The sequence below is a fragment of the Candidatus Villigracilis saccharophilus genome (assembly GCF_016711665.1).
In genome coordinates, this window is the sequence record NZ_JADJSO010000022.1 from 51,523 (window position 1) to 71,408 (window position 19,886).

The 19,886-nt window shown below is 46.4% G+C and carries 16 protein-coding genes; all 16 read right to left on the reverse strand.

Annotated elements, in window-relative coordinates:
- Positions 1 to 36: 36 nt before the first annotated feature.
- Complete coding sequence (locus tag IPL17_RS09215) at positions 37 to 525, reverse strand: GNAT family N-acetyltransferase (RefSeq protein WP_345306793.1); 489 nt, start codon at positions 523 to 525, stop codon at positions 37 to 39.
- A gap of 521 nt (positions 526 to 1,046) precedes the next feature.
- Positions 1,047 to 2,228: a DegT/DnrJ/EryC1/StrS family aminotransferase gene (locus IPL17_RS09220; RefSeq protein WP_345306794.1), complete on the reverse strand. Its 1,182-nt coding sequence runs from the start codon at positions 2,226 to 2,228 to the stop codon at positions 1,047 to 1,049.
- 82 nt (positions 2,229 to 2,310) lie between these two features.
- Positions 2,311 to 4,053, reverse strand: coding sequence for a Wzz/FepE/Etk N-terminal domain-containing protein (locus IPL17_RS09225; RefSeq protein WP_345306795.1), 1,743 nt, complete (start codon positions 4,051 to 4,053; stop codon positions 2,311 to 2,313).
- Between the two features lie 81 nt (positions 4,054 to 4,134).
- The gene (locus IPL17_RS09230) at positions 4,135 to 5,910 is read right to left on the reverse strand and encodes a sugar transferase (RefSeq protein WP_345306796.1); all 1,776 of its coding nucleotides are present in this window, start codon (positions 5,908 to 5,910) and stop codon (positions 4,135 to 4,137) included.
- Entirely contained in the window at positions 5,886 to 6,413 is a 528-nt protein-coding gene (locus tag IPL17_RS09235; protein ID WP_345306797.1) for a hypothetical protein, read from the reverse strand. The genes IPL17_RS09230 and IPL17_RS09235 overlap by 25 nt, the downstream gene beginning before the upstream one ends.
- A gap of 25 nt (positions 6,414 to 6,438) precedes the next feature.
- Entirely contained in the window at positions 6,439 to 7,374 is a 936-nt protein-coding gene (locus IPL17_RS09240) for a hypothetical protein (RefSeq protein ID WP_345306798.1), read from the reverse strand.
- Positions 7,371 to 8,633, reverse strand: a complete 1,263-nt coding sequence (locus tag IPL17_RS09245) for a glycosyltransferase family 4 protein (RefSeq protein WP_345306799.1) — start codon at positions 8,631 to 8,633, stop codon at positions 7,371 to 7,373. The genes IPL17_RS09240 and IPL17_RS09245 overlap by 4 nt, the downstream gene beginning before the upstream one ends.
- On the reverse strand, positions 8,630 to 9,784 hold the full coding sequence (locus IPL17_RS09250) for a glycosyltransferase family 4 protein (protein WP_345306800.1): 1,155 nt from the start codon (positions 9,782 to 9,784) through the stop codon (positions 8,630 to 8,632). The genes IPL17_RS09245 and IPL17_RS09250 overlap by 4 nt, the downstream gene beginning before the upstream one ends.
- Before the next feature lie 12 nt (positions 9,785 to 9,796).
- Positions 9,797 to 11,239 (reverse strand): hypothetical protein, encoded by a 1,443-nt coding sequence (locus tag IPL17_RS09255; RefSeq protein WP_345306801.1) that lies wholly within the window; start codon positions 11,237 to 11,239, stop codon positions 9,797 to 9,799.
- Positions 11,239 to 12,450 (reverse strand): O-antigen ligase family protein, encoded by a 1,212-nt coding sequence (locus tag IPL17_RS09260; RefSeq protein ID WP_345306802.1) that lies wholly within the window; start codon positions 12,448 to 12,450, stop codon positions 11,239 to 11,241. Before IPL17_RS09260 ends, IPL17_RS09255 begins: the two co-directional genes overlap by 1 nt.
- A gap of 2 nt (positions 12,451 to 12,452) precedes the next feature.
- Entirely contained in the window at positions 12,453 to 13,556 is a 1,104-nt protein-coding gene (locus IPL17_RS09265; protein ID WP_345306803.1) for a glycosyltransferase, read from the reverse strand.
- A 92-nt stretch (positions 13,557 to 13,648) separates the two neighbouring features.
- Positions 13,649 to 14,323 (reverse strand): hypothetical protein, encoded by a 675-nt coding sequence (locus tag IPL17_RS09270; RefSeq protein WP_345306804.1) that lies wholly within the window; start codon positions 14,321 to 14,323, stop codon positions 13,649 to 13,651.
- Positions 14,316 to 15,899: an oligosaccharide flippase family protein gene (locus IPL17_RS09275; RefSeq protein ID WP_345306805.1), complete on the reverse strand. Its 1,584-nt coding sequence runs from the start codon at positions 15,897 to 15,899 to the stop codon at positions 14,316 to 14,318. The genes IPL17_RS09270 and IPL17_RS09275 overlap by 8 nt, the downstream gene beginning before the upstream one ends.
- A gap of 2 nt (positions 15,900 to 15,901) precedes the next feature.
- Positions 15,902 to 17,359: a hypothetical protein gene (locus tag IPL17_RS09280; protein ID WP_345306806.1), complete on the reverse strand. Its 1,458-nt coding sequence runs from the start codon at positions 17,357 to 17,359 to the stop codon at positions 15,902 to 15,904.
- A gap of 56 nt (positions 17,360 to 17,415) precedes the next feature.
- Positions 17,416 to 19,098, reverse strand: a complete 1,683-nt coding sequence (locus IPL17_RS09285) for a hypothetical protein (protein WP_345306807.1) — start codon at positions 19,096 to 19,098, stop codon at positions 17,416 to 17,418.
- 47 nt (positions 19,099 to 19,145) lie between these two features.
- Positions 19,146 to 19,655 carry a transcription termination/antitermination NusG family protein gene (locus IPL17_RS09290; RefSeq protein WP_345306808.1) on the reverse strand — a complete coding sequence of 170 codons (510 nt, stop codon included), beginning with the start codon at positions 19,653 to 19,655 and terminating at the stop codon, positions 19,146 to 19,148.
- Positions 19,656 to 19,886: the final 231 nt, after the last annotated feature.

Consider the following 19,886-nt stretch of genomic DNA (forward strand, 5'->3'; position numbering starts at 1 on the left):
TGGTCTCGAGTACCTTTGACATAGCTCGGCGCGGGGTTATTTTTCCTGATGGGGGGAGAGGCGCTTGATGAAGATGACCAGGTCATCGCCCATCACGTAGAAATCCTTGATGGTTGCCTCGATCGTATATCCCATACTTAAATAGAATTTACGCGTCGGTTCGTAATGCGGCGTTCCGGAGGTCTCGGCAATAAGCATCCGCCCATCCAGTTTTTGCACTTCTTCTTCGCTGGCGGTTAATAATCCGCGACCAACACTATTACGGCGGGCGTTTGGATCAACTGCGATCCAATATAAGTCAAAGACACCGTTGGTGAGATCGCGCGGACCGTAGCAGGCAAACCCGAGGACCTGGTCTCCTTCCCGATCGACGATGAAGTTATACCCGCAGCGATCCGAGCCGAGGGTCAGGTATTCATCCCAGAGTTCACTGACACATTCGATCTCCTCCTGGCTGAAGACACCGGCTCTTGCAGTGATGTCCTGAATCTGTGAGCCATCTGCTTCCTTTGCTATGATGATCATTTATTCCATCCTTTGTATTCTAACGTGAGACCCAAGGTGCTGTATGGACGCATAAGTTTGAAAGACGAATTTCTGCTATGGAAATTATTTGGTTATTAATGCATGCTGATTTAGCGTAACTATCGGTTACACCAAAGAACAAAATTATACTATTTATATACGCATGAATACGGAATAGATAGGCGTCTTTGTGATTGAAAAATGCCGTTGGGTCCCACGCTTGAAATGTTCCGACTAATAAAATAATTTCCGCGCCTCAAATTAAAAATACTCAATGGATGGGTTGACGCGGAGCGAGGTAGAAAGTTGCCCAAGGGAAATTATTTTCCCTCAGGGTCAGGTGGTGGCCCATTTCTTTATACTCGAGTCTGGAGAAGTGGAGATCGTTGCAACCAATAATCAAAGCGCTGCCCAAATAGAATCAAAGACCGCCAAACTATGCCTGTTTTGCATGATCTGGCGGTCTTTGTTTTGTGATCCTTTGGTTTCTATGGAGCTATTCAGTCTTGATCAAAAAAACATTACCTCATTTTTTCGAGAACATTACTGGCTGCATCAACCACAAAGCGGACGTTTTCTTTTGTCATTGTCGAATATAAAGGCAGGGTGACCTCCTGAGCGCATACTTCTTCCGTTATGGGTAAATCCACTTTTTTATGCGGTTCCTGCTCTTTATATAGATTGAAATGGTGTATTGGCGGATAATGAAAACTCGTTTGAATACCATGTGTTTTCATCCCATCCATAAATAATTGACGGTAATTATCCACAGGCAGCATGATCGGATCAATTTCCCCTCTCTTGGGAATTAGGATGGGGAAAATATGATATGCAGGCACTCCCGCGGCTTCGGCAAATGGCACTGAAATAGACGGGACTAATTCCGCCAGTAATTCACGATATAGGATCGTTAATTCCTTGCGCCTTGCATTGTTGCGGTCTAATTTTTTCAATTGTGCACGGCCAATCGCTGACCTGATCTCATCAATGCGGTAGTTGTACCCAAGCGCGATCACATCATACGTCTGTGCGTGTCCCTTATGACGATCCCAGCTTAACGAAGTCATGCCGTGTGACCTTAACAGCCGTAGCTGTTCAGCCAACGCATCATCGTTTGTCACCAGCATGCCTCCCTCGCCGGTGGTCATATTCTTATTTGAGAAGAAACTGAAACAGCCGATATCTCCCCAGGTCCCAAGGTGACGATCTTCCAGCCACGCGCCGGCGGAATGGGCGGCATCCTCGATCACGATCAACTTATGCTCACGCGCGAATTGCATGATGGCGGGCATGTCGCAGGGAAAACCGGCATAGTGTACGACCATGATCGCGCGTGTTTTTTTCGTGAGATGTTTGGCAATGCTGGCCGGTGAAATATTCAGTGATTGCATGCTTTCGATATCCGCAAATACCGGCGTGGCTCCGGTATAACGGACGGCGTTGGCTGTGGCAACGAAAGTGAGGGATGGAAGGATCACTTCATCACCCTTCTGTAATCCGGAAACGACGCAGGCCAGATGTAGCGCGGCAGTTGCATTGGTGACTGCTATGGCATGTTTCGCGCCTGTATATGAAGCAAAGTCTGCTTCAAATTGTTTCGTCTCCTCACCCATACTTAACCAGCGGCTGTTTAGGACATCCTGCACGGCTTTGCTTTCTTCAATGTCGAAATCAATGTCTGATAGCGCAATACGCCAGTTCATTTGATCCTCCTTTGTAAATTTCAATGTCATTCTTGTATGGCTTTGTTTTATTATTTTCCGTACATGCCTGTCTTGGCTTTGGTCAGCGATAAAGTTTGAAGGCTGATTTTCGCGCTTGCGGCATGTGATTCAGTACAACTCCAATTATCGCGGCTCCGATCAATTGAAATCTTTTTAACGTTGCTTGAGCCGAATCTATGCGTGTGTGCCCTAATCTGATGGCGAGGATAACTGCGTTCATATAGCAAGCCAGTATCTGGGCATCTGCGGTATCTGCAGGCGGACCATCCACTATGACAAGGTCAGCCTCGTTTTGAAGTCCCAACACCAACTGCCGCCATTTTTTTGCATCCAGCCACATGGTTGCATCTTTTTCTGAAATACCGCCTGGTATTAGAGTCAATCCATGCACATTTTTTACAACATGACACGCGCTCTTTATTTCCAGGTTGCCATTGAGCAACTCGGCTAACCCATTTTGGTTTTCCAATCCAAAAAGAGTGTGTAAATGTGGATGCTTAAGATCTCCATCCAGAAGGATTACTTGTTTTCCTTGTTGGGCGTTTACTACAGCCAGGTTCGCGGCAATGGAGGTTTTCGCGTCCAGGGACTCGGCATTCAAGATCATGATTGTGCGTACATTTTTATCAGCACCCACAATTTCCACACTTGCGCCGAACGCACGAAAACTGCCTGCTTCTGCAGAAAAAGATTCCCGTGATGTGACCACTCCGCTTTTTGACGTCTTGTCCCCAAATACAAATCCCAAAATAGGCAGGCCAAGCATTTCTTCCAATTGACTAGCCGTTTTTATTGAACTATCCAGGTGATCGATTACCAGTATAGCAGTGGCTGTCAAGGTCAACCCAACAACACCCCCCAATAATATGTAAAGAGCCGGTATGGGACGGACTGGTTTTTTTGGAAGTGTTGCGGAAACAATTTGCACCACGTTTTGTTTACTTTGCGTGCGAGCCAAACGTGTGCTTTCACGGCTGTTTATCAAGGTGGTGTTCATCTGTTGATAAAGGCTCAATGTTGACTGGAGAGTGGCAAGTTCTGGGTTTTCCAGACTTGATCCGCTTTGTATGGGTTTTCCGATATAGGTCAGGTTCGTCTGGATCTGCTGGTAAAGGGTCATCAGCGAATGAAGTTGGTCCAACTGCGCCTCTTTTTCGGCGAGCAGGATGCGTTCAAGCGGCGTAAGGATATCCGGGAGGCCGGCAATTTCCTGCTCAACGCTGGAGATCTCTGCCTTTAGTTGCTCGATCTCTTGATTGACTTGTTCCTGTTGTTCCTGAATACTTGAGTTATTGATCTGACTGATCTGAGTTTGCAGGCCGTCAATTTGCTGTTGGACTTGTTCAATTTGTTCGATTATGGCATTTTCAAATCCGGTATACTGCTCTGATAACAGAAATTCATTCTGTTGAATGAGTTCCTGGACAAGCAAGTTCGCGATCGTTGCCGCCCGCTGCGGGTCGGTATCCTGGATCTTGATCTGAACGATGAGCGTGTTGGGAAGCGCGCCTGCTTGTATATTATCGACATCAACCTTGCTGCCCAGTTGAGACGAAACTGCATTCAAGACCGTTTGGGATTTTGCCAGCTGAAGATTGATGGCCAATAACTGTTCATCGCTTAAAGACAGCACATCTGAATTGCTCTGCTGGCGTGCGCGGCTGACGAAAACCTTGGTGCTTGCTTCATAAACAGGAGATTGGATGATTGAAAGAAACACCCCGATCCCCGCGCCTAAAACAAGCCCTAAAACAATGACTCGAATATTGCGCCACATAAGCAGTATTAGATCTTTGATCTCCATATTTTTTCCTTTGGTTGTACCGAGTTAAGTTTGCTTCCATCAATAATCAACACGCATCTTTTTTTTTCGATAATTCCCCGATTATTGGTTAATGGGTTTTCCTTTTGAGCTGGTGCGGGATCTATGTTTTTTTCCATTATCAATGTTGTGTGCCTTGTCCATTAATAATACTGATTCCGTTTTAAAATCGTATGTTCGAATTTGATGGCTGGCATATCGGGCCACACAATACTGACATTGAAAATTGTTCAAATTGTCGTTGGTTTTATTGTTCTTCGGACCTCCGTCCAAATTGCTTAGCGACCCAAAGATATCTGGCGCTACAACAATTCTTGCGGGACTGAAACTGGCGGTGTTGTGAAAGTCCTTGTATGTATGCGCGGCGATTTGATTGTCAGCAAGAATGATCAGGCCGATATCGTGTTGCTTTACGAGGGTTTGAATATCTTTGGCTCTGCCGATAACTTTCGATCCATAAATGCTTAGGCCTTGAGATAGAAGGTCGTCGTCAATAAAGCCAATGATTTGAAATTTTCCTGAATAAGTCGGGTGATCCATTAACCAGGCGATGTGTTCCGCTGTTCGCCCTGAACCAACGATCAATACCCTTTCGCGGATCGCAAGCGTGTTGATCCGATGTTTGAGCATGCGGCTTAAGACTCCGCTGATCAACTGCCACCTGTACCTGACAACAATTATGCCAAAGAGGGAAAGTATGGAGGCTGCGAGGAGTACGCCATACATACGCAGACTCGTAAACTTCAAATAATAATGAAAACCCAATATGGTAATTGTGGCCGCCATCCAGGCGGCTGACAGGCGCACTGATTCCCAGGAGGGTGCTTTAGGCCAATTGATTCGATTTATGTTCAAGAAAAGCCCAATTGTGCTGTACAGAAGGGTATATCCCAGAGACATTTTTGCTGCCATTAACAAGCTGATGTTCAATGGGCCAAATAAACGCACAACCGTACTTATAAAAATAATAGATGTAAATATGATCAGAAAATCCCATATGAACCAGCTGACGTAACGTTGTATCAGGCGTGACAGGGGACCCACAAATAAAAGCTGCTCAGGCGGCGAATAAGCCTTGATCTTGGGTACTAGTAATAACGCGGTCCAAAGGATAACATCCAGATCAAGCCAAAATGAACGATATCGAACATAGAGTTGATCCAGCCGTATCTTATCTGGACTCAATTCGTGGAAGTACTTTTTCATAAAATCGCCAGCATGAAGCATGCTTTCTTCATTTCTATATACAACAGAGGCCGGGCTTGTGATACCTGGTCGCACGGAGAGAATTTCACGCGCAATATTTGTAGGCCAGGTTTTGCAAATGGTAGGGTCTTCAGGTCTCGGACCGACCAGACTCATCTCGCCGATCAGCACATTCCAGAGCTGAGGAAACTCATTTAATTTGGTGTCGCGCAGCCATTTTCCGAGCGGTGTGATGCGGTCATCATCCTTGCAGGTAACACGCGGGCCGTTATAACTTTTTTGGGTTTCATACATCGTGCGGAACTTTAGCATCTTGAATACAACCCCGTACTGTCCAAGACGCGGCCCCCAGAAAAATACCGGACCTGGTGAATCTCGCTTGATCAGGACGGCGATGATCATGAAGAAAGGGGAAAGCAGGATCAATCCGATCAATGCTGCGGTGAAATCGAAAACGCGTTTTGCCATGCCGTTCATTCTGTTATTCAAGTAGTAACTGGAAAGATCTGTTTTATGTGTTTTTTTCATTTCTTTGGGGTGTTGTGTCATGCGGATCATCATTTCCTCCAATAAAGTGGATGTGTCTTGCGGCTGGAGAAGGAAATGATCTACCCAGCTATTTTTTCCAGCCACTCTTCACGCCAGAACAGGTAACAGCAGCGATCGCATTCGCCGAAGGCCGGCGTCCCGTTACAAATCACGTTTTCAAGCAAAATAACGCCTCGTGCCTTCTTGAGTTTGTAATCCCGCTCATCCATAAAATATCGCATTGATTTGAGTATGCGTTGCTGTGTCCCACAGTATTGATACATATCCGGTAGAAATGCGCAGCCTTTTAATTCCTTGAACGGGTCAAGCGTGGAGAGAATTTCCTCGCTCGAACGCACGCGTATCAAGTCTCCCTGTTCAAATGGGATTGCAGGAGCGAAATCTTTAACTGCTGCCTGTTGAGGCGCGTTTCCGTTCCGGCGGATGGATGTGTAATATGCCCGCTTCAACCATTTCTTTACATGGCGGTTCCACGGAACTGCCAATAATTGTTTTATACGTCCGATCCCTGATTGCGCGGACAGGCGTGCGGCCCCTGTTGAAAATTTTGGCACACAAGGAAGCTGGCATCCATCAAAATTTGACATTGTTTCTCCTTCTAAATTTCACAGATCAACTTATTCCGGTTTCATGCTCTGTCGTCAGGCATTTAGGCCATTCCTGTTCAGTAATACGGTGTCTGCCTTTCACATGGAAACGCAGCATGCCTTCTGCTTTTGCGAGCGTGGGATTGGATGGGTCGTGCTGGAGCAGTTTCTTGCTCAAGTTGTGAAGCGTTGGATTAGCAAATGGATTCAGGAAGGGGTGAAAATCCACCCGCTGGCGCACAGCTTTGGGTTCAAAGCCCATGCGGAATTTAAATTCATCCACATTCGCCGGGGCGTCCAGAGATTGCACTGTAAAGAAGATGCTGTTCACGCCATCCCGTTTTAACATTTCACAACTGACCGTAAAAAAGACGGCGTTATTTACATGGCCAGCCAGGAAGCGACTGTGACTCATCGCATAAGGCACGTTGAACACGTCATCAATACGGCAGATGATGACCGCGCCCGCCAGTTCATTATTTGAGATCGCCGCCCATGTCTCAAAACCTGGCAAACCTTCCGCAGAACGGCACAGGCGCTCCCATTCTTGCTTGGTCATGCTTCGCAGTCGATCCTGCCGCATTAATGTATCCTGCTGTAAAACCCACCCTTCGGTGGCCAATCGTTCAAATGAAATTTGTTCAACTTTAAAATTTTCCAGCCCGCGCTTTACGCCATTGCGCGCCTGTGATCTCAGCATCTCAAATTTATATGGCCTCTTAAGAACAACGTGATAACTTACTATGCCGTTTGGGAACTCCAGCGGTGTTGAGTAACGTAAGGCTGCAATTCCATGTTCCAGCATCAGATCACGGATCTCTTTTTCATCCGGCGTGATCAGCCAGTGAAAAGGAAATGCTTGAAGTACGCGCGGCCCCGCATCGTACCAGTAACTACTGGTTGTACGAAATACCCGATGTCCCTGCCGGCGCAGCCATTCTGCAAAAACTTCAGCGTTCATAATATTTCTCCTGCGTGAGCAGCGTCCAAATGGGTTCGGTCATATAAGGCAGTTAACATTTTTTCATAGGCATCCACACAATGATTGCGGGAATATTTCTTCTCAAGACAGGCGCGTCCATTTTGTCCCATTTGGATCATCTCGGCCTGGCGCTCTTTTAATTGGGTGATGGCATCTGCCAGTTTTTCAGGCGACTCAGGCGGAATATTCCACCCACAGCCTGCTTCTTCCACGATCTGCATGACCTCACTTCCAGACGGGGTGACCGCGAGGATCGGCCGCGCGCTTGCCATCACATTGAATGTTTTACTGGGCAGTGAAGAGAGGGCTGCTCCCGCGTTGAGCGTGACAAGGCCGACATCAGCGGCAGCTAGCATTTGAGGAAATTTCTCTCTTGGCTGATAAGGAAGAAATAGAATGTTAGGTAATTTTTTTGCTTTTGTTTCTGCTTCGAGTGCCTGCTTTTTGACGCCCTCTCCGACGATTACAAATTGAATATCAGTTTGTTTCTGAAGTATTTCCGCCGCATGGAGAATATCTTCAAGACAGGATGTCAGGCCGATGTTCCCCGAGTACATCACAACGAATTTATCGTCGAGCCCATGCTCGTGCCTAAAATCATTTTGTTTATGCATGGGCTGCACTTCATCAGGGTCGGCCCAAACTGGAATGGTCTTTATCTTTGAGTTTCGAATTCCCTTTGCAAGTAAGGCTAACCGAAAATTTTTTGAGATGACAGAGATGCCTTCCGCGTGCCTGTAAAGAAAATTTTCCATCCCAAGAAAAAATTTAACAACCCAATTATTCGTCATCACACCCGCTGCAATTGCGGCATCCGGGTAAAGATCTTCGATTTGAAGCACCCAGGGCACGCGGAAGATTTGACTGAGCAGCCAGGCCGAAAGTCCGAGAGGAAGCGGGGGGGAGTAGCTGACGATCACATCCGGCCGGCCTGCAAACAATCCACCGTAAAAGGCGGTCGCGCTGTAGGTCCCATAATGAAACAGCCGTGACCAGAATTTCTTTGAAGGTGAAATAAAACTCCAGGTACGGATAACACGCACACCATCCAATACCTCGACTGCATACAGGCTGTTGCGATATCCCTTAAAGATTCGCCCCTGCGGATAATTCGGCGCGCCTGTGACGATTGTGACTTGATGCCCGCGTTTTGCAAGATCAGCGGCAAGGTCTGTGATCAGGACTGCCGCGCTTATATTTTCAGGGGCATAACATTGCGCCATAAAAAGAATTTTCATGATGCATGCCTCACTGCAAGCAAGTCTGGAAAAACGATCTTTAGTAGTTGCCCCACTACGTTTTCCGCACAAAATTCATGGCTTTTTAGATGATTTGCCTCTCCCATTCTTTTTCTCAACTCCGGGTCAACCGCCAATAAAATGATGGCCTGAGCCAGGAAATCACTATCCTGAGTTGGAAGAAGGAATCCATTGACCCCGTGCGTGATCAATTCCGGAAAGGTGCGGACTTGTGTCGTGATCACTGGAACTCCCGCGTGCATGGCTTCGATCAGCACACCGGGATGTCCTTCGGTGTCATAGTAAGTTGGCAATACAAGCGCGTCGTATTGTGAGATCAGCTGCGGACCTGCTCCCGCTTCAGCAACACCACAATAATGGGCGTTGGGAATTGAGTTCAATCCTTTTATAAACTCATCGTGTATTTCGTCATGGATGGGACCAAAAAAATCGCAGCTCACAGGTTCGTCGCTCATTTCTGTGACGATCTTTAAAGCATCGAGTAAAACGAGCGGCCCCTTAAGTCTTGTGATGTGACCTAGAAAGATTATGCGAAATTCAGATGAACCTTGTTTTGGTGATTGGTTAATTTTTGCCAATGGACGGCAACCCGGCAGATAATGCGCATTCATGCAGCCAAGTTTATTTAGGTCGTTCTTGAGCAACTTGGTCTGAGTCAAGATGCCATCGGCAGCTCGTAGGACAAAAAGCAGGTATTCTCGAAATATTTTCTTTTGTGCGTTAATGAATAGATCCAGACCTGCGCCGACAGGTTTGAGGTAAAAGGGTTTATGAAAAAGCTTCGCCAAAAATAGAAGGAAAGGCGCGAGAGTGATTGCGAACAGGTCGTTGGCGAATACCAGCACGGCATCGTTGCGTGGAATTTCCAAAACATATTTTGGCAGGATGAGCATTGACCGGATAACCTTCTCGAAGTTAAACCCGGTCATTTTTTTTCTAACATCCAATGCTGGCGATGTGTTGATTAACGTTACCTGGATAGACGGGTATAAAACCAACTCAGCTAGCATGGCTTGTACGGTCAGCGGTGAACCACCGATCGGCGGCGGTTTTGGGCCAACGAATAGCAACCTCTTAACTGTGGTGGCTGTTTGCGCCTTGATTCTCTGTTTGGATTCGATAATTTGCATTGTCTGTTTTTCCTAATGAAGCGGATCTGTACCGTTTAAGAATTCTTCAAAATTTGTATATCCGTTCCTGTTTGCGTCTTTGGAACCATCTAATGGGTCGGCAGGATCGAAGATGTATTTTTGTTCCCATGCGTCCGGCATTCCATCATGGTCTGAATCTCCACAAGGTGCGGCGGGCTCAATGGTTAACCAGCCTCCAACCTCGGCTGGATCATCAATTATTTTGCCGGTGCCATTCCTAACATCACTGATGATGCGCGCATCAATGGCATCCTGCCGCCAGAAAAATATCCCTTCACAAGTCAGCCCCATATTTGCACCCGCGCCAGACAGTACCTGATCATACGCTTGAAGGGCTGTGACCGTCGTGATCATTTCCGCGGGAAACGGCTTGGATACAACAAACTTTCTTGAGTCGGGGTCAATGATATTGATCTCCGGCAGGTTGTTATTCTCGCGGCGAGGTCCGATGTTTCCCTGAACAAAAATTCCCGCGCCTGGCGTGCCTGCATTTAGCGCTCGAATGCCATACTTCATTTCAGTGTTCGGCCCGGGTTTATACATATTCCCGATGAAATTCACCAAATCCGGAGCCAGTTGATCAACCATGTCAATGTGACTGAAAGTGCCAAAAGGATTGTAGGCAACATTATTGACGACATCGATTATTCCGCTGGCTTCTATATACGGGTTGCGCTCCCCATTGTGGGCCATCAAATTGTGATGAAACGAAATATTATTCGCGCCGGGTTTATTCTTGTTCTCATCACTCGCGTACCCCCCTAGCAGAACCCCTTTGCTATGACAACCTTTGGGATTGATACTGCAGTTCAATGCTTCGGAAAAAATATTCCATTGAATGGATATATCGTGGACGTCATACCAGGTTGTCAAATTCCGATCAACAGCCCAGCTCAACGAGTTATGGTCAATAACCACATTGTATGTTTCGTGAGCATCGGACGTCAGGATCAGCATTGCATCCCCTGCTGAAGGCGGCCCTGCCCGTAAGGTTAGGAATCTAACAACTACATCATGGGTTTCGATCTTGATCAGCGCTTCAACTTCCGAATTGATGCTGCGTAATGTGATGCCCATCCCCGGGGCTGTCTGCCCCGCTATGGTGATATTTGGATTGGCGATCACTAGGCTAGATTCAAGTTCGATTGTTCCAGCATTGCGAAAGATAACGATCCGCGGCCCTTCTGCGCTGATGGCTGCTCGTAAAGACCCCGGACCAGAGTCGTTTAAGTTGGTCACCTCGAACACCATTCCGCCGCGTCCGCCTTTGGTCATGGACCCAAATCCTTCAGCACCTGGAAATGCCGGAAGTGTGTATGTTTGAGAAGTGGCTTCAACAGGTTTTGGAACCGGTAAACAACCTGTTAGAACCACTGAATGCAATATTAGAAACCCGAGCGTCAGAAACAAATCAACCTTCGATTTGTTTAACATTAATCTCCCTCTGCCTTGATGGCAGGTGCATTGAAAAAACGCTTTATTTCAATTTTGACATGCACTGCGCGTAGCTGCTCGTGAGCGAAACTTCCTTCAATAACAATAAAATTAAGGAATAACCAGGTGAGCTTTCTGAACTCCCAGGATAGCGAACAAACACCTATGACCCATGTCAGAAAGATCGCCACCCAAAGCCCCGCATTTCCATTCGGAACATTCATCGCCTGGAAAAAGACCACTGCAAGGATGGCAAAAAATAAAATGAATCCAATCGAACCTGTCTCGGCGGCGATCGACACAAAGGTATTATGCGCCGCCGAGCCGATGGCCGAATCCAGTGTGCCGCTGCCGTTTCCTGTAATCGGGTGATTGGAAAACACCAAAAGGGCCTGCCGCCATAAATCGACCCTGCCGCCAAGATCTCCCGCCTCGATTGATGCGCCCAGCGTCCCCAACCTGTCAATGACCATGGACGGGATAAAGGGAAGCAGTATCAGGAATGAGACCGTTAGAATTCCAAAAAACAAGACTTTGCGGTCAAATTTGATCTGTTGGGTAGTCGCGAGATAAATGACAAACGGGATGACCGCGATCAGGGAAGTGCGGCTCCCGGTCAGAATAATCGAAAAAATAGCCAGAGGAATATAAAACAAATTTATCAGCTTCAAGATTGTCCCCTTTTTACTTTGCCCGGTTGTGAAAAACAATTGCATTGCAATGGGCAGACCCATCATTAAGATCAGAGCCAGATCAACAGCGTTCACGCCGGTGGCGCTGTACCGCCCTTCGTACGCAACTGCCACATTGCCAATTATATAGTTGTAGATCGTACTCGCGATCAGTACATAAGTGCCGAAAATATAGGCTTGAAGTCCGCTCAATAATTCCGATGGTTTTTGGAATACTTCCCAATAGATTAGCATCAAGAGAAATATCTGGCTGTAGGTTTTTATGCGTTGAAGCGTACTTTCTGGATCCAAACTCCAAAAAATGCTTATGAAATTCCAGAAAAAGAATGCCAATACCAGCACATGAAAAAGATGCGGTTTCCGAAATCTTCCTTCCACCAGCATTGTTGCCGCCCAGAATACGGCAACGATGAGCCCCATGAGTCTGGCTAGTGATCCCAATGTCGTTACCGAAAAGCTATCTTCCCAGGGAACGATGAAAATTAGAATGATCGCAAGCCAATAGGTGATCCGACGCATTGTTATGTTCCAAGCAGCAATTTGATATAACGATCCACGACAAAATCCAAATGAAATGGCTGCCAGCTTTCAGAGGCAGGAGTAGAACGGCGGACATTTATTGTCCCTTGAATTGCTTCCGCTAAAGCGAGAGGATCATCCACTGGGACCATTCTGCCGAATTGACCATCCTTCAAGATTTCCCTCGTCCCTCCGGGACAATTTGTGGCAACGATGGGTAATCCCAAATATAGCGCTTCAACCAAAACAGTTGGCAGACCTTCCCATCGGGATGGAAGTACGAATATAGAGGCGTGTGCCATAAATTGATATGGATTTTGCACAAATCCCATCAAATTCACATCCTGCTCCAGTCCAAGCTGATCGATCAAAGATTGAAGATCTGAGCGGTTTTCCCCTTCGCCCAGGATCAGCAGGCGTACATGGTGTTTTTTATTCACAAGTGAAAAAGCGCGGATCAATACATCAAACGCTTTTTGATCTGTCAAACGTCCGACGGCCAGAATCACTGGAGGCGCGCCTTCCTTGAACCAGGGATGTTCCAATGGAACTTCAGATTTATTTTGTAAATCTGGCGTCACGATCGGGTTGTAAATGACTTGAATCAGATGACGGGGGATATTGGTTACTCTTGCCAGGTCATCTGCGACATCGTTTGAAACGGCGATGATATTGTTTGCCCAGGGGTAAAACCATTTTGCTAACTTTGGGTACAACTGCCAGCGCAAATCTTTTTTACTGTTGACAATCGAAGACAGCGAGTTATGTTCGATGATCGCCATTCGACAAGGAACACTGCATATGCGCCGCGCCCAAAGAGCGATTACATTGGCAAACATTCCAGAAAGCAATGCAGTTGGGCGTTCCTGCTGAATATATTTGGCCAGAGCCGGGACACTACTCAGTACACGCGGTGCATTCAGATCCACAAGCCTGACCGCATCGGGAATCTGGGACATGTAAGGCCCCTCAGCCCGCGCCAGTACCAGATCAACTGCATAGCCGCGCTCGGAAATCCCTTTTGCAAGATTAAGAACGATGCGCTCGGCGCCGCCTTCATATAAGCCAGGTAAAAAAAGTGCCAATCGTTCTTTTGATTTTTTCATGTTGGTTTTACCAGGTTGCTCTGGTATCTATCTGACTGCTGATGGGGAAGAGCTTGATCTTTTTATGGGCGGCAAATTATCCAGATCCAAATTTATTGAAATTCAAACAAAAGCTGGTCCGCTATTTCTTGCGGTGATTCTTGGCTTGTGTCAAATCGGAGGATTTTTAGACCCATATGATTTATTTCTAAATTGTAGATCGTGCGCTCGTAGGCTTCGCGATAGCGGGCAAGAAACTTAAATGTGGTTTCATTTGATTCGTTTTTGACAATATGTTCCTTGTCGCGGGAGCGGATTCGTTTCACCAGATCTGTATCTGCAGCATCCAGCCAGACGATCATGTCCAATGTCTCAGCCCAACGGGAATATAAGGTCTGCCATAATTTTTTAGCCTGAGGCGCTCGCAAATATTCAGGGCCGAGCTCTTTTGTCTCAGTCAATAAATAAACTGGTCCTTGATCGAGCATGATGGTCTTATTTTTTTTCAAATCCCTTTGCAGGATGCCAGACCACCCATTGAGAATGGACAGCCATGCGAATTCACGGCGGGTAAGTTTTCTGTCATTGTGCCGGGATAAGTGGAGAAGGGTGGGGGATAGTTGAAGACCGTTCCAGAAAAAAAAAGGCGCATATGATATTTTTCGAACATCAGGAAAATTACCCATGTGAATGGATTTCCTGGCGTGGCACAATGCCTGGCACAAAGTCGTTTTACCGGCACCCGCCGGGCCAACGATCTCCACTATGGATGCGGAATCGTTATTCATGTGTTTTCATCACTGTCTCAACACGGCGTAACATGTGCCTGCGCTGGTCGCCTGATAAGCCGGCAAAGAACGATATCAAAAGGAAGAAGATACCTGTGCCTGTTGCGGAGAGAATGAACATGAGCCAACCCGTGATACCCCTTTCGACTGTACTTGAGATTAAATTATCCAAAGCTGCTGTAGTCGAAAAAAGCAGGATTGTGACGAGCCCCGGACGAAACAAGCGATTTAATTGAGAGGATAATGAAACGCCTAGGAAACGGCTGATCAAGATGGGATAGCCGACGCTGATAATTAGTCGTCCTCCCATAATGCCGAGGCACAACCCTGCAACCCCCAGTTTTAAGACGCCGACCATGATACTTGCTGCTGCAATGGATACTGTGACCGAGAGCAGCCCGAGAAGAACCTTTTGACTGAGGCGTAAAGTCAGGTCAATGATAGTGCCGTCGCTTCGGATGAGGGCTAGCTGCGTCGCGGCCACGACAATTAATAGATTGGGAATCGACCCGGAATAATGGTCCGCGCCCACCCATAGCCCAATAAACACCCTGTTCCAGATCAGAATGGAAGCGCCCAGGGTTGTCGCCACCAGCCAGATGAATGAGTTGATCTCGTCGCGCAAACGGATCGCCTTTTGATAATCTCCCGTTCCAATAATACTTCCAAGCCCGGGCATGATCCCAAAAATAATGATGACGATGATACCGATCAAAGTTTCAGGGATGTATTTGGTCAGTGAATAATTGGTGACAGACTCGACCGAGTTGAGCAGTCCCAGCACGACAACATCACTGGCCAGCAGCAGGGTCGTTACCAAATTCCAGCCCATGAACCACCAACTCAGTCCCAGCATTTGACGAGTATCAGCAAGCCGCGGCTTTGCCATTCCAAACCACGGGGTATGGCTTTTTACGACCCAAAGATAAAACGAACCAGTTGTAAGAGTTGATATGACGGCGGCTGCTGCAACACCAATGATCCCTGTTTTTAAATATAAAGCCAGCCAGGTGAAACATCCGCCGGTAAGAACAAGGATCACTGACATCCCCATGCGCTTGTATCCCAGGTTTTCACCCTGTAAAGTTACCTGCGGTATGGAAGCCAGCGTGTTCGCGATCGTGTTCAAAACAAGCAGGCCTGCAGCCACACGGATGATCCAAATATAAATTGACGGCGCCTGCAGCCAGTAAGGTGAAAACCAACTGACTGTTCCGCCAATGGCTATAAGAACCGGCAGGAATAATATCCAAATGATCAATGTGCTGCCGACATAACGACGTTTTTGATCATAATCTGTCGATGCCTGCTGGTTGGCGAGCGTCGCTTTCAATGCAAATCCAGGGCGGCCGCTGACTGGATTTATATATCCAATCAGGCGGTTTAGAATCTGCCACATCCCAAATAAATAATTTCCCAATCCGGCAACCATCAATGGTGTAATGAGAAAACCAACGATCAAACTTGCGCCATACTCAAGCACCACTGTGATAGCGTTTAGATAAGCCTTTTTGGTTAATCCTTTGTCGGATAACAGGCCTGAGATGAATTTCATGGGACGGGTGATTGTTGACATAACTATAGATGTTCCCACACGATAGCCTTGACCTTGGAAAGCGCATCTTCTTTGGACCTGTTGGCATCAACTTCAAAAGCTGATAGTTTTTCCCAGCCCAGGCCCCACACCTCTGAAGAACGCGCCCGAACTGATGTTTCAGTTTCTTCCACTTTTCGCTGAACAGCAATTTCCGGGTCCACTTTGAGAACGATCAATAGATCAGGAAGTCGTATTTGCTGGTAATAAGATTTTTCCTTGTTTACGAGAAACTGTAATAACCAATTTGTGTTTTTTGAACTCGCCAGGGCATCCTCGCATTGAGGCCCGTCCATTTTCATAAAGCCAGGAAACGAATAACGGTCACATAACACCAGATTTCCATTTGATGAGAATTTACGCGCCTGAATATAGGTCAAGTAGCGGTCACGGGCGGTGCAGACTGCCCTAATGAACCAGGGCATACCGTGCGCTTGTAGTGATTCTTCATAGACATCCCCTTCAAATGGATAGAGCCGTAAAAGCGTGCCTATCTTTAATATTCCCCGAATAAAGGTTGTTACCCATGACCATACTGGTTTTCCCATATGAAGTTTTTTGACTTCATGTTTCTCTGAGAGCCATTTATATAATTCATCGATGAGTGTGGTTTTGCCAGCGCCATCCCCGCCGACGATGGCGATGAATAGACCGCCATTCGCAAAACGGCTTTTGGGTGCATACTTGAATCCACGCCGACGAATAGGCAGCCACACCCTGCGAGAGAACTTCAAAATGATATCGACCCATTGCGGGCGCCGTGCAAAAGTCCGCATTGCCTTTTGTAATTGCCCACCCGCCTTGATGCGTGTCCCATAGGGGCAATCTGGTTGTATGGATTGCAAACAGAGGTCAAACAAATTCTGGCTTAGGCTTGGCAGGTGAAGCAATACTCTTTTCGCCTTCGCCAGAGTCTCTTTAGTAGACAGGTCATTTAGTTCACGCCGCTCAGAAGAGGAGAGCTGGCCATGCCGCATGAGGATAGAATCCCAGGTTGAGTGTTTCAGTACCATACGTATGACCAGGACCACAAGTTCAAATTCGCGCGCCGGGACGCGGAATAAATCCCGTTGAATGGAGGACTGAAGGTAAACCTGTTCGAGCGGCAGGCGGTAGTTCTTGGAAAGGTCGTTCCCCAGGATTAATTGAAAATGCACGTGGACATGGATCAATTTCCCAGTTTTTTGATCGTAACCATAATAGTCTCGCACACCAGGCAACTCCTCTTCCCCGGGAGGCAGGGATTCTTTAAACCCAATGTCGTATAGGATTTCTGTGAAACTCTGAGCATGAACCCTGCTTACCAGCAGATCAAGATCATTCTCGCCGCTGGTCGAGCGATTTAGAAAAGTATTGCTTTTCCAGTGGCAATACCCAATTTTTTTTGTATTAAGAGTGTCGCAAAGTTTAACAATCAGGTCGAGCTTAACTTGTTCTTCCATTGTTTTCGATGCCCTGTATTTATCATGGTCTCCACCCCGACATATCGACCCGCTATTCAATATTTTGAAGTCCGGGTAAATGCGTCAATCACGGTTAAATTCCCGCAATTTGCGAACGTGTGTGTTGCCTCGATTTTTCTGTCCCAATTCGGTCTGATGGATATTATCTTTTTTTCGCAGTACTCTGTTTCTGAGAGGACCTCTATTTCATTCAAATCAAAGCCATATCCATATGCTTTCGAGCAATCCTGCGACGGTCTAAATAATTTCCCGTCTTCCACGAACAAACTGCCTGCAGGTCTGGCGCTTTTGACATCAGAAATAATTGGATTTCGTGGATGCGCGCTCCATTTGCCGCTGAAGAGGTCATCCGAAGAAAATAGAAACAGCTCAACATTTGGCGCGGCTGCGGCATTTTCCGCAATTGCAGTGAAAAGCCACCATTTTTCAGAATAATTGACAAGTGTTGTATCTACAGCCGAGATGTTTTCCATAAGGTGCTGTTTGAAGATCCATTGATATGGAAATTCGACGCACTCATACAGGTCAATGGTTTTGTTTGCCCGCGACTCTGGAACCATGAAAAATTTGTCGTTCCATTTGAAAATAAACGGATTTGATAAATGATAATCCGTCTCTAAAACTTTAATGGGAGCCTTCCAGTTTTCAGATTCATCCAACTCGATCACAGAAATATGACCCTTGTTTTTCGCTTGTAAAAACTCTTCTATAAAAATGAAATACCGGTCGTCTGTTTGAACCACATGCGGATCAGCCCAGAATCTATCCTTCGATGGCTGTAATCTGATGAACTCACCGAAGTTTCCAGAAACATCCTGTTTAAAACTGAATAATAAAAACCATTGGCCCGTATAAAAAAAACGCTGGATTATTTCCTTTACAAGCCTGAATGTGATTTTTGCAAACGATGCTGCCGCTAAGAGATTCGATGGTGTTTCATAAATTTTGATGTCCCGCAGAAGAGCTGTGTTAAATTTTTCTGTTTCGTGAAAGAACCTCTCTTTGCCGAGGTGGTGCAGCAGGCGAATCTGCCTGGGTAAAAAAGACGCCGCCGCCCAGAAGTAATAACTTCTATGTCGGGCCGGGGATAGAGGATATGTTAAAAAGTGCGATCGATACAAAACCCGATTCGCCGAAAATATCCCCCCGCTAGAGAGCAATGCAGAACCCGTTTCCGGCCAATTCTCAACAACTTCCCAAAAGCCCGGCGGACCGTTTTTCATGATCCTGTCATCGCCGTGATAGTAAAACCATGTTCCATATTTGGCTGCATTTAGGTTTTCGAGCTGCAACCCTTGGAATCCGAACTGTATCAATATGTCCAGTTGATATTCCCTGATTTTTATTGTGTCTGATTCGCTTAGAGAGGAAATATTATTATTCTTTACTGGAAGTGCTTTGATGATCGGAATATTCGCCAGAAGACTTTCAACATCTTTCAGGGCAAAAGGATCCGGTTGTTTGGTAAATAGCCTTTCGTCAATGAGATTCAAGATTGAATAAATGCTCGCACTTTGATCTTTTCTTTTAGGCTTGGCGGTGTCATCATTTATTATCACCAGGGCGAACTCGCCAGAATTTTCATTCGTGATGCGCTGGATAATACTGTGCACCCACGCGGGCACATCGAATGAATCAAGCAGCAGTCCTAATTTTAGCTTTCGAGTGTCCATATTTGACCTGTTTTGGAAGTGCTCCGCCCTTCCGACAATATCCATGTCAGTTGACTGTTTAGTAATGCAATTACTTTGTCCCCGTGTTTGGACTAGCTTGGATCGAGGCGGCAAATACTCTCTGCGGGCAATACAATGGGGATCTGTCTATTGTCCAGCAGGGATAATAAAACACGTACTCGGTCATTTCCAGAAAGATGCCCGTCAAAAATTGCTTCATAGCCGCTAAAGACACCGTTGTGAATGTGGACCGTATCACCTTTGTTAAATAAACCACTGTATTCTGCGGAGTTTCTTTCCAATTGTTCGATCCGTTGTTTGATCGCAAATATCAAGCTGTCAGGTACGCAGGCCGGCTCATCCCCAAATGATACAAGTCCAGCTCCGCCGGGTATCCATTCAAGTACTGACCTGCCTGTTTTCTCTAAATCGACATGGACAAACAAATAACCTGGGAAATACGGCTGGACTTGTCGTGCGCGCGGGTTTACCGTTTTAGTCTTTAAGCAAGGAAAATAAGACTCGAAGTTACGCAAGTGGAACTGCTTCCAAAGCAGATCTTCGTTTCTTGGTTTGCTATGAGCCACATACCACTGTTCCATGGATATTGAGTTTCCTTGATGTTGATTCTTCGCGACATCGCCGCTCGCCATTTTTGACTGTGCCGGATAATGGCTTACGCCGGGAATGGAATTTTGCAGATTAATTATTGGTTTGAATACCTGGATTTTCCTAATTTGGCAGGAGGTTTCCAGTTTTTACTTTCAATACATCCGCGGCTTTCCGAAGATTACTGAGTGACATATCGTTATCATTAAAATTCTTAAAGTTTT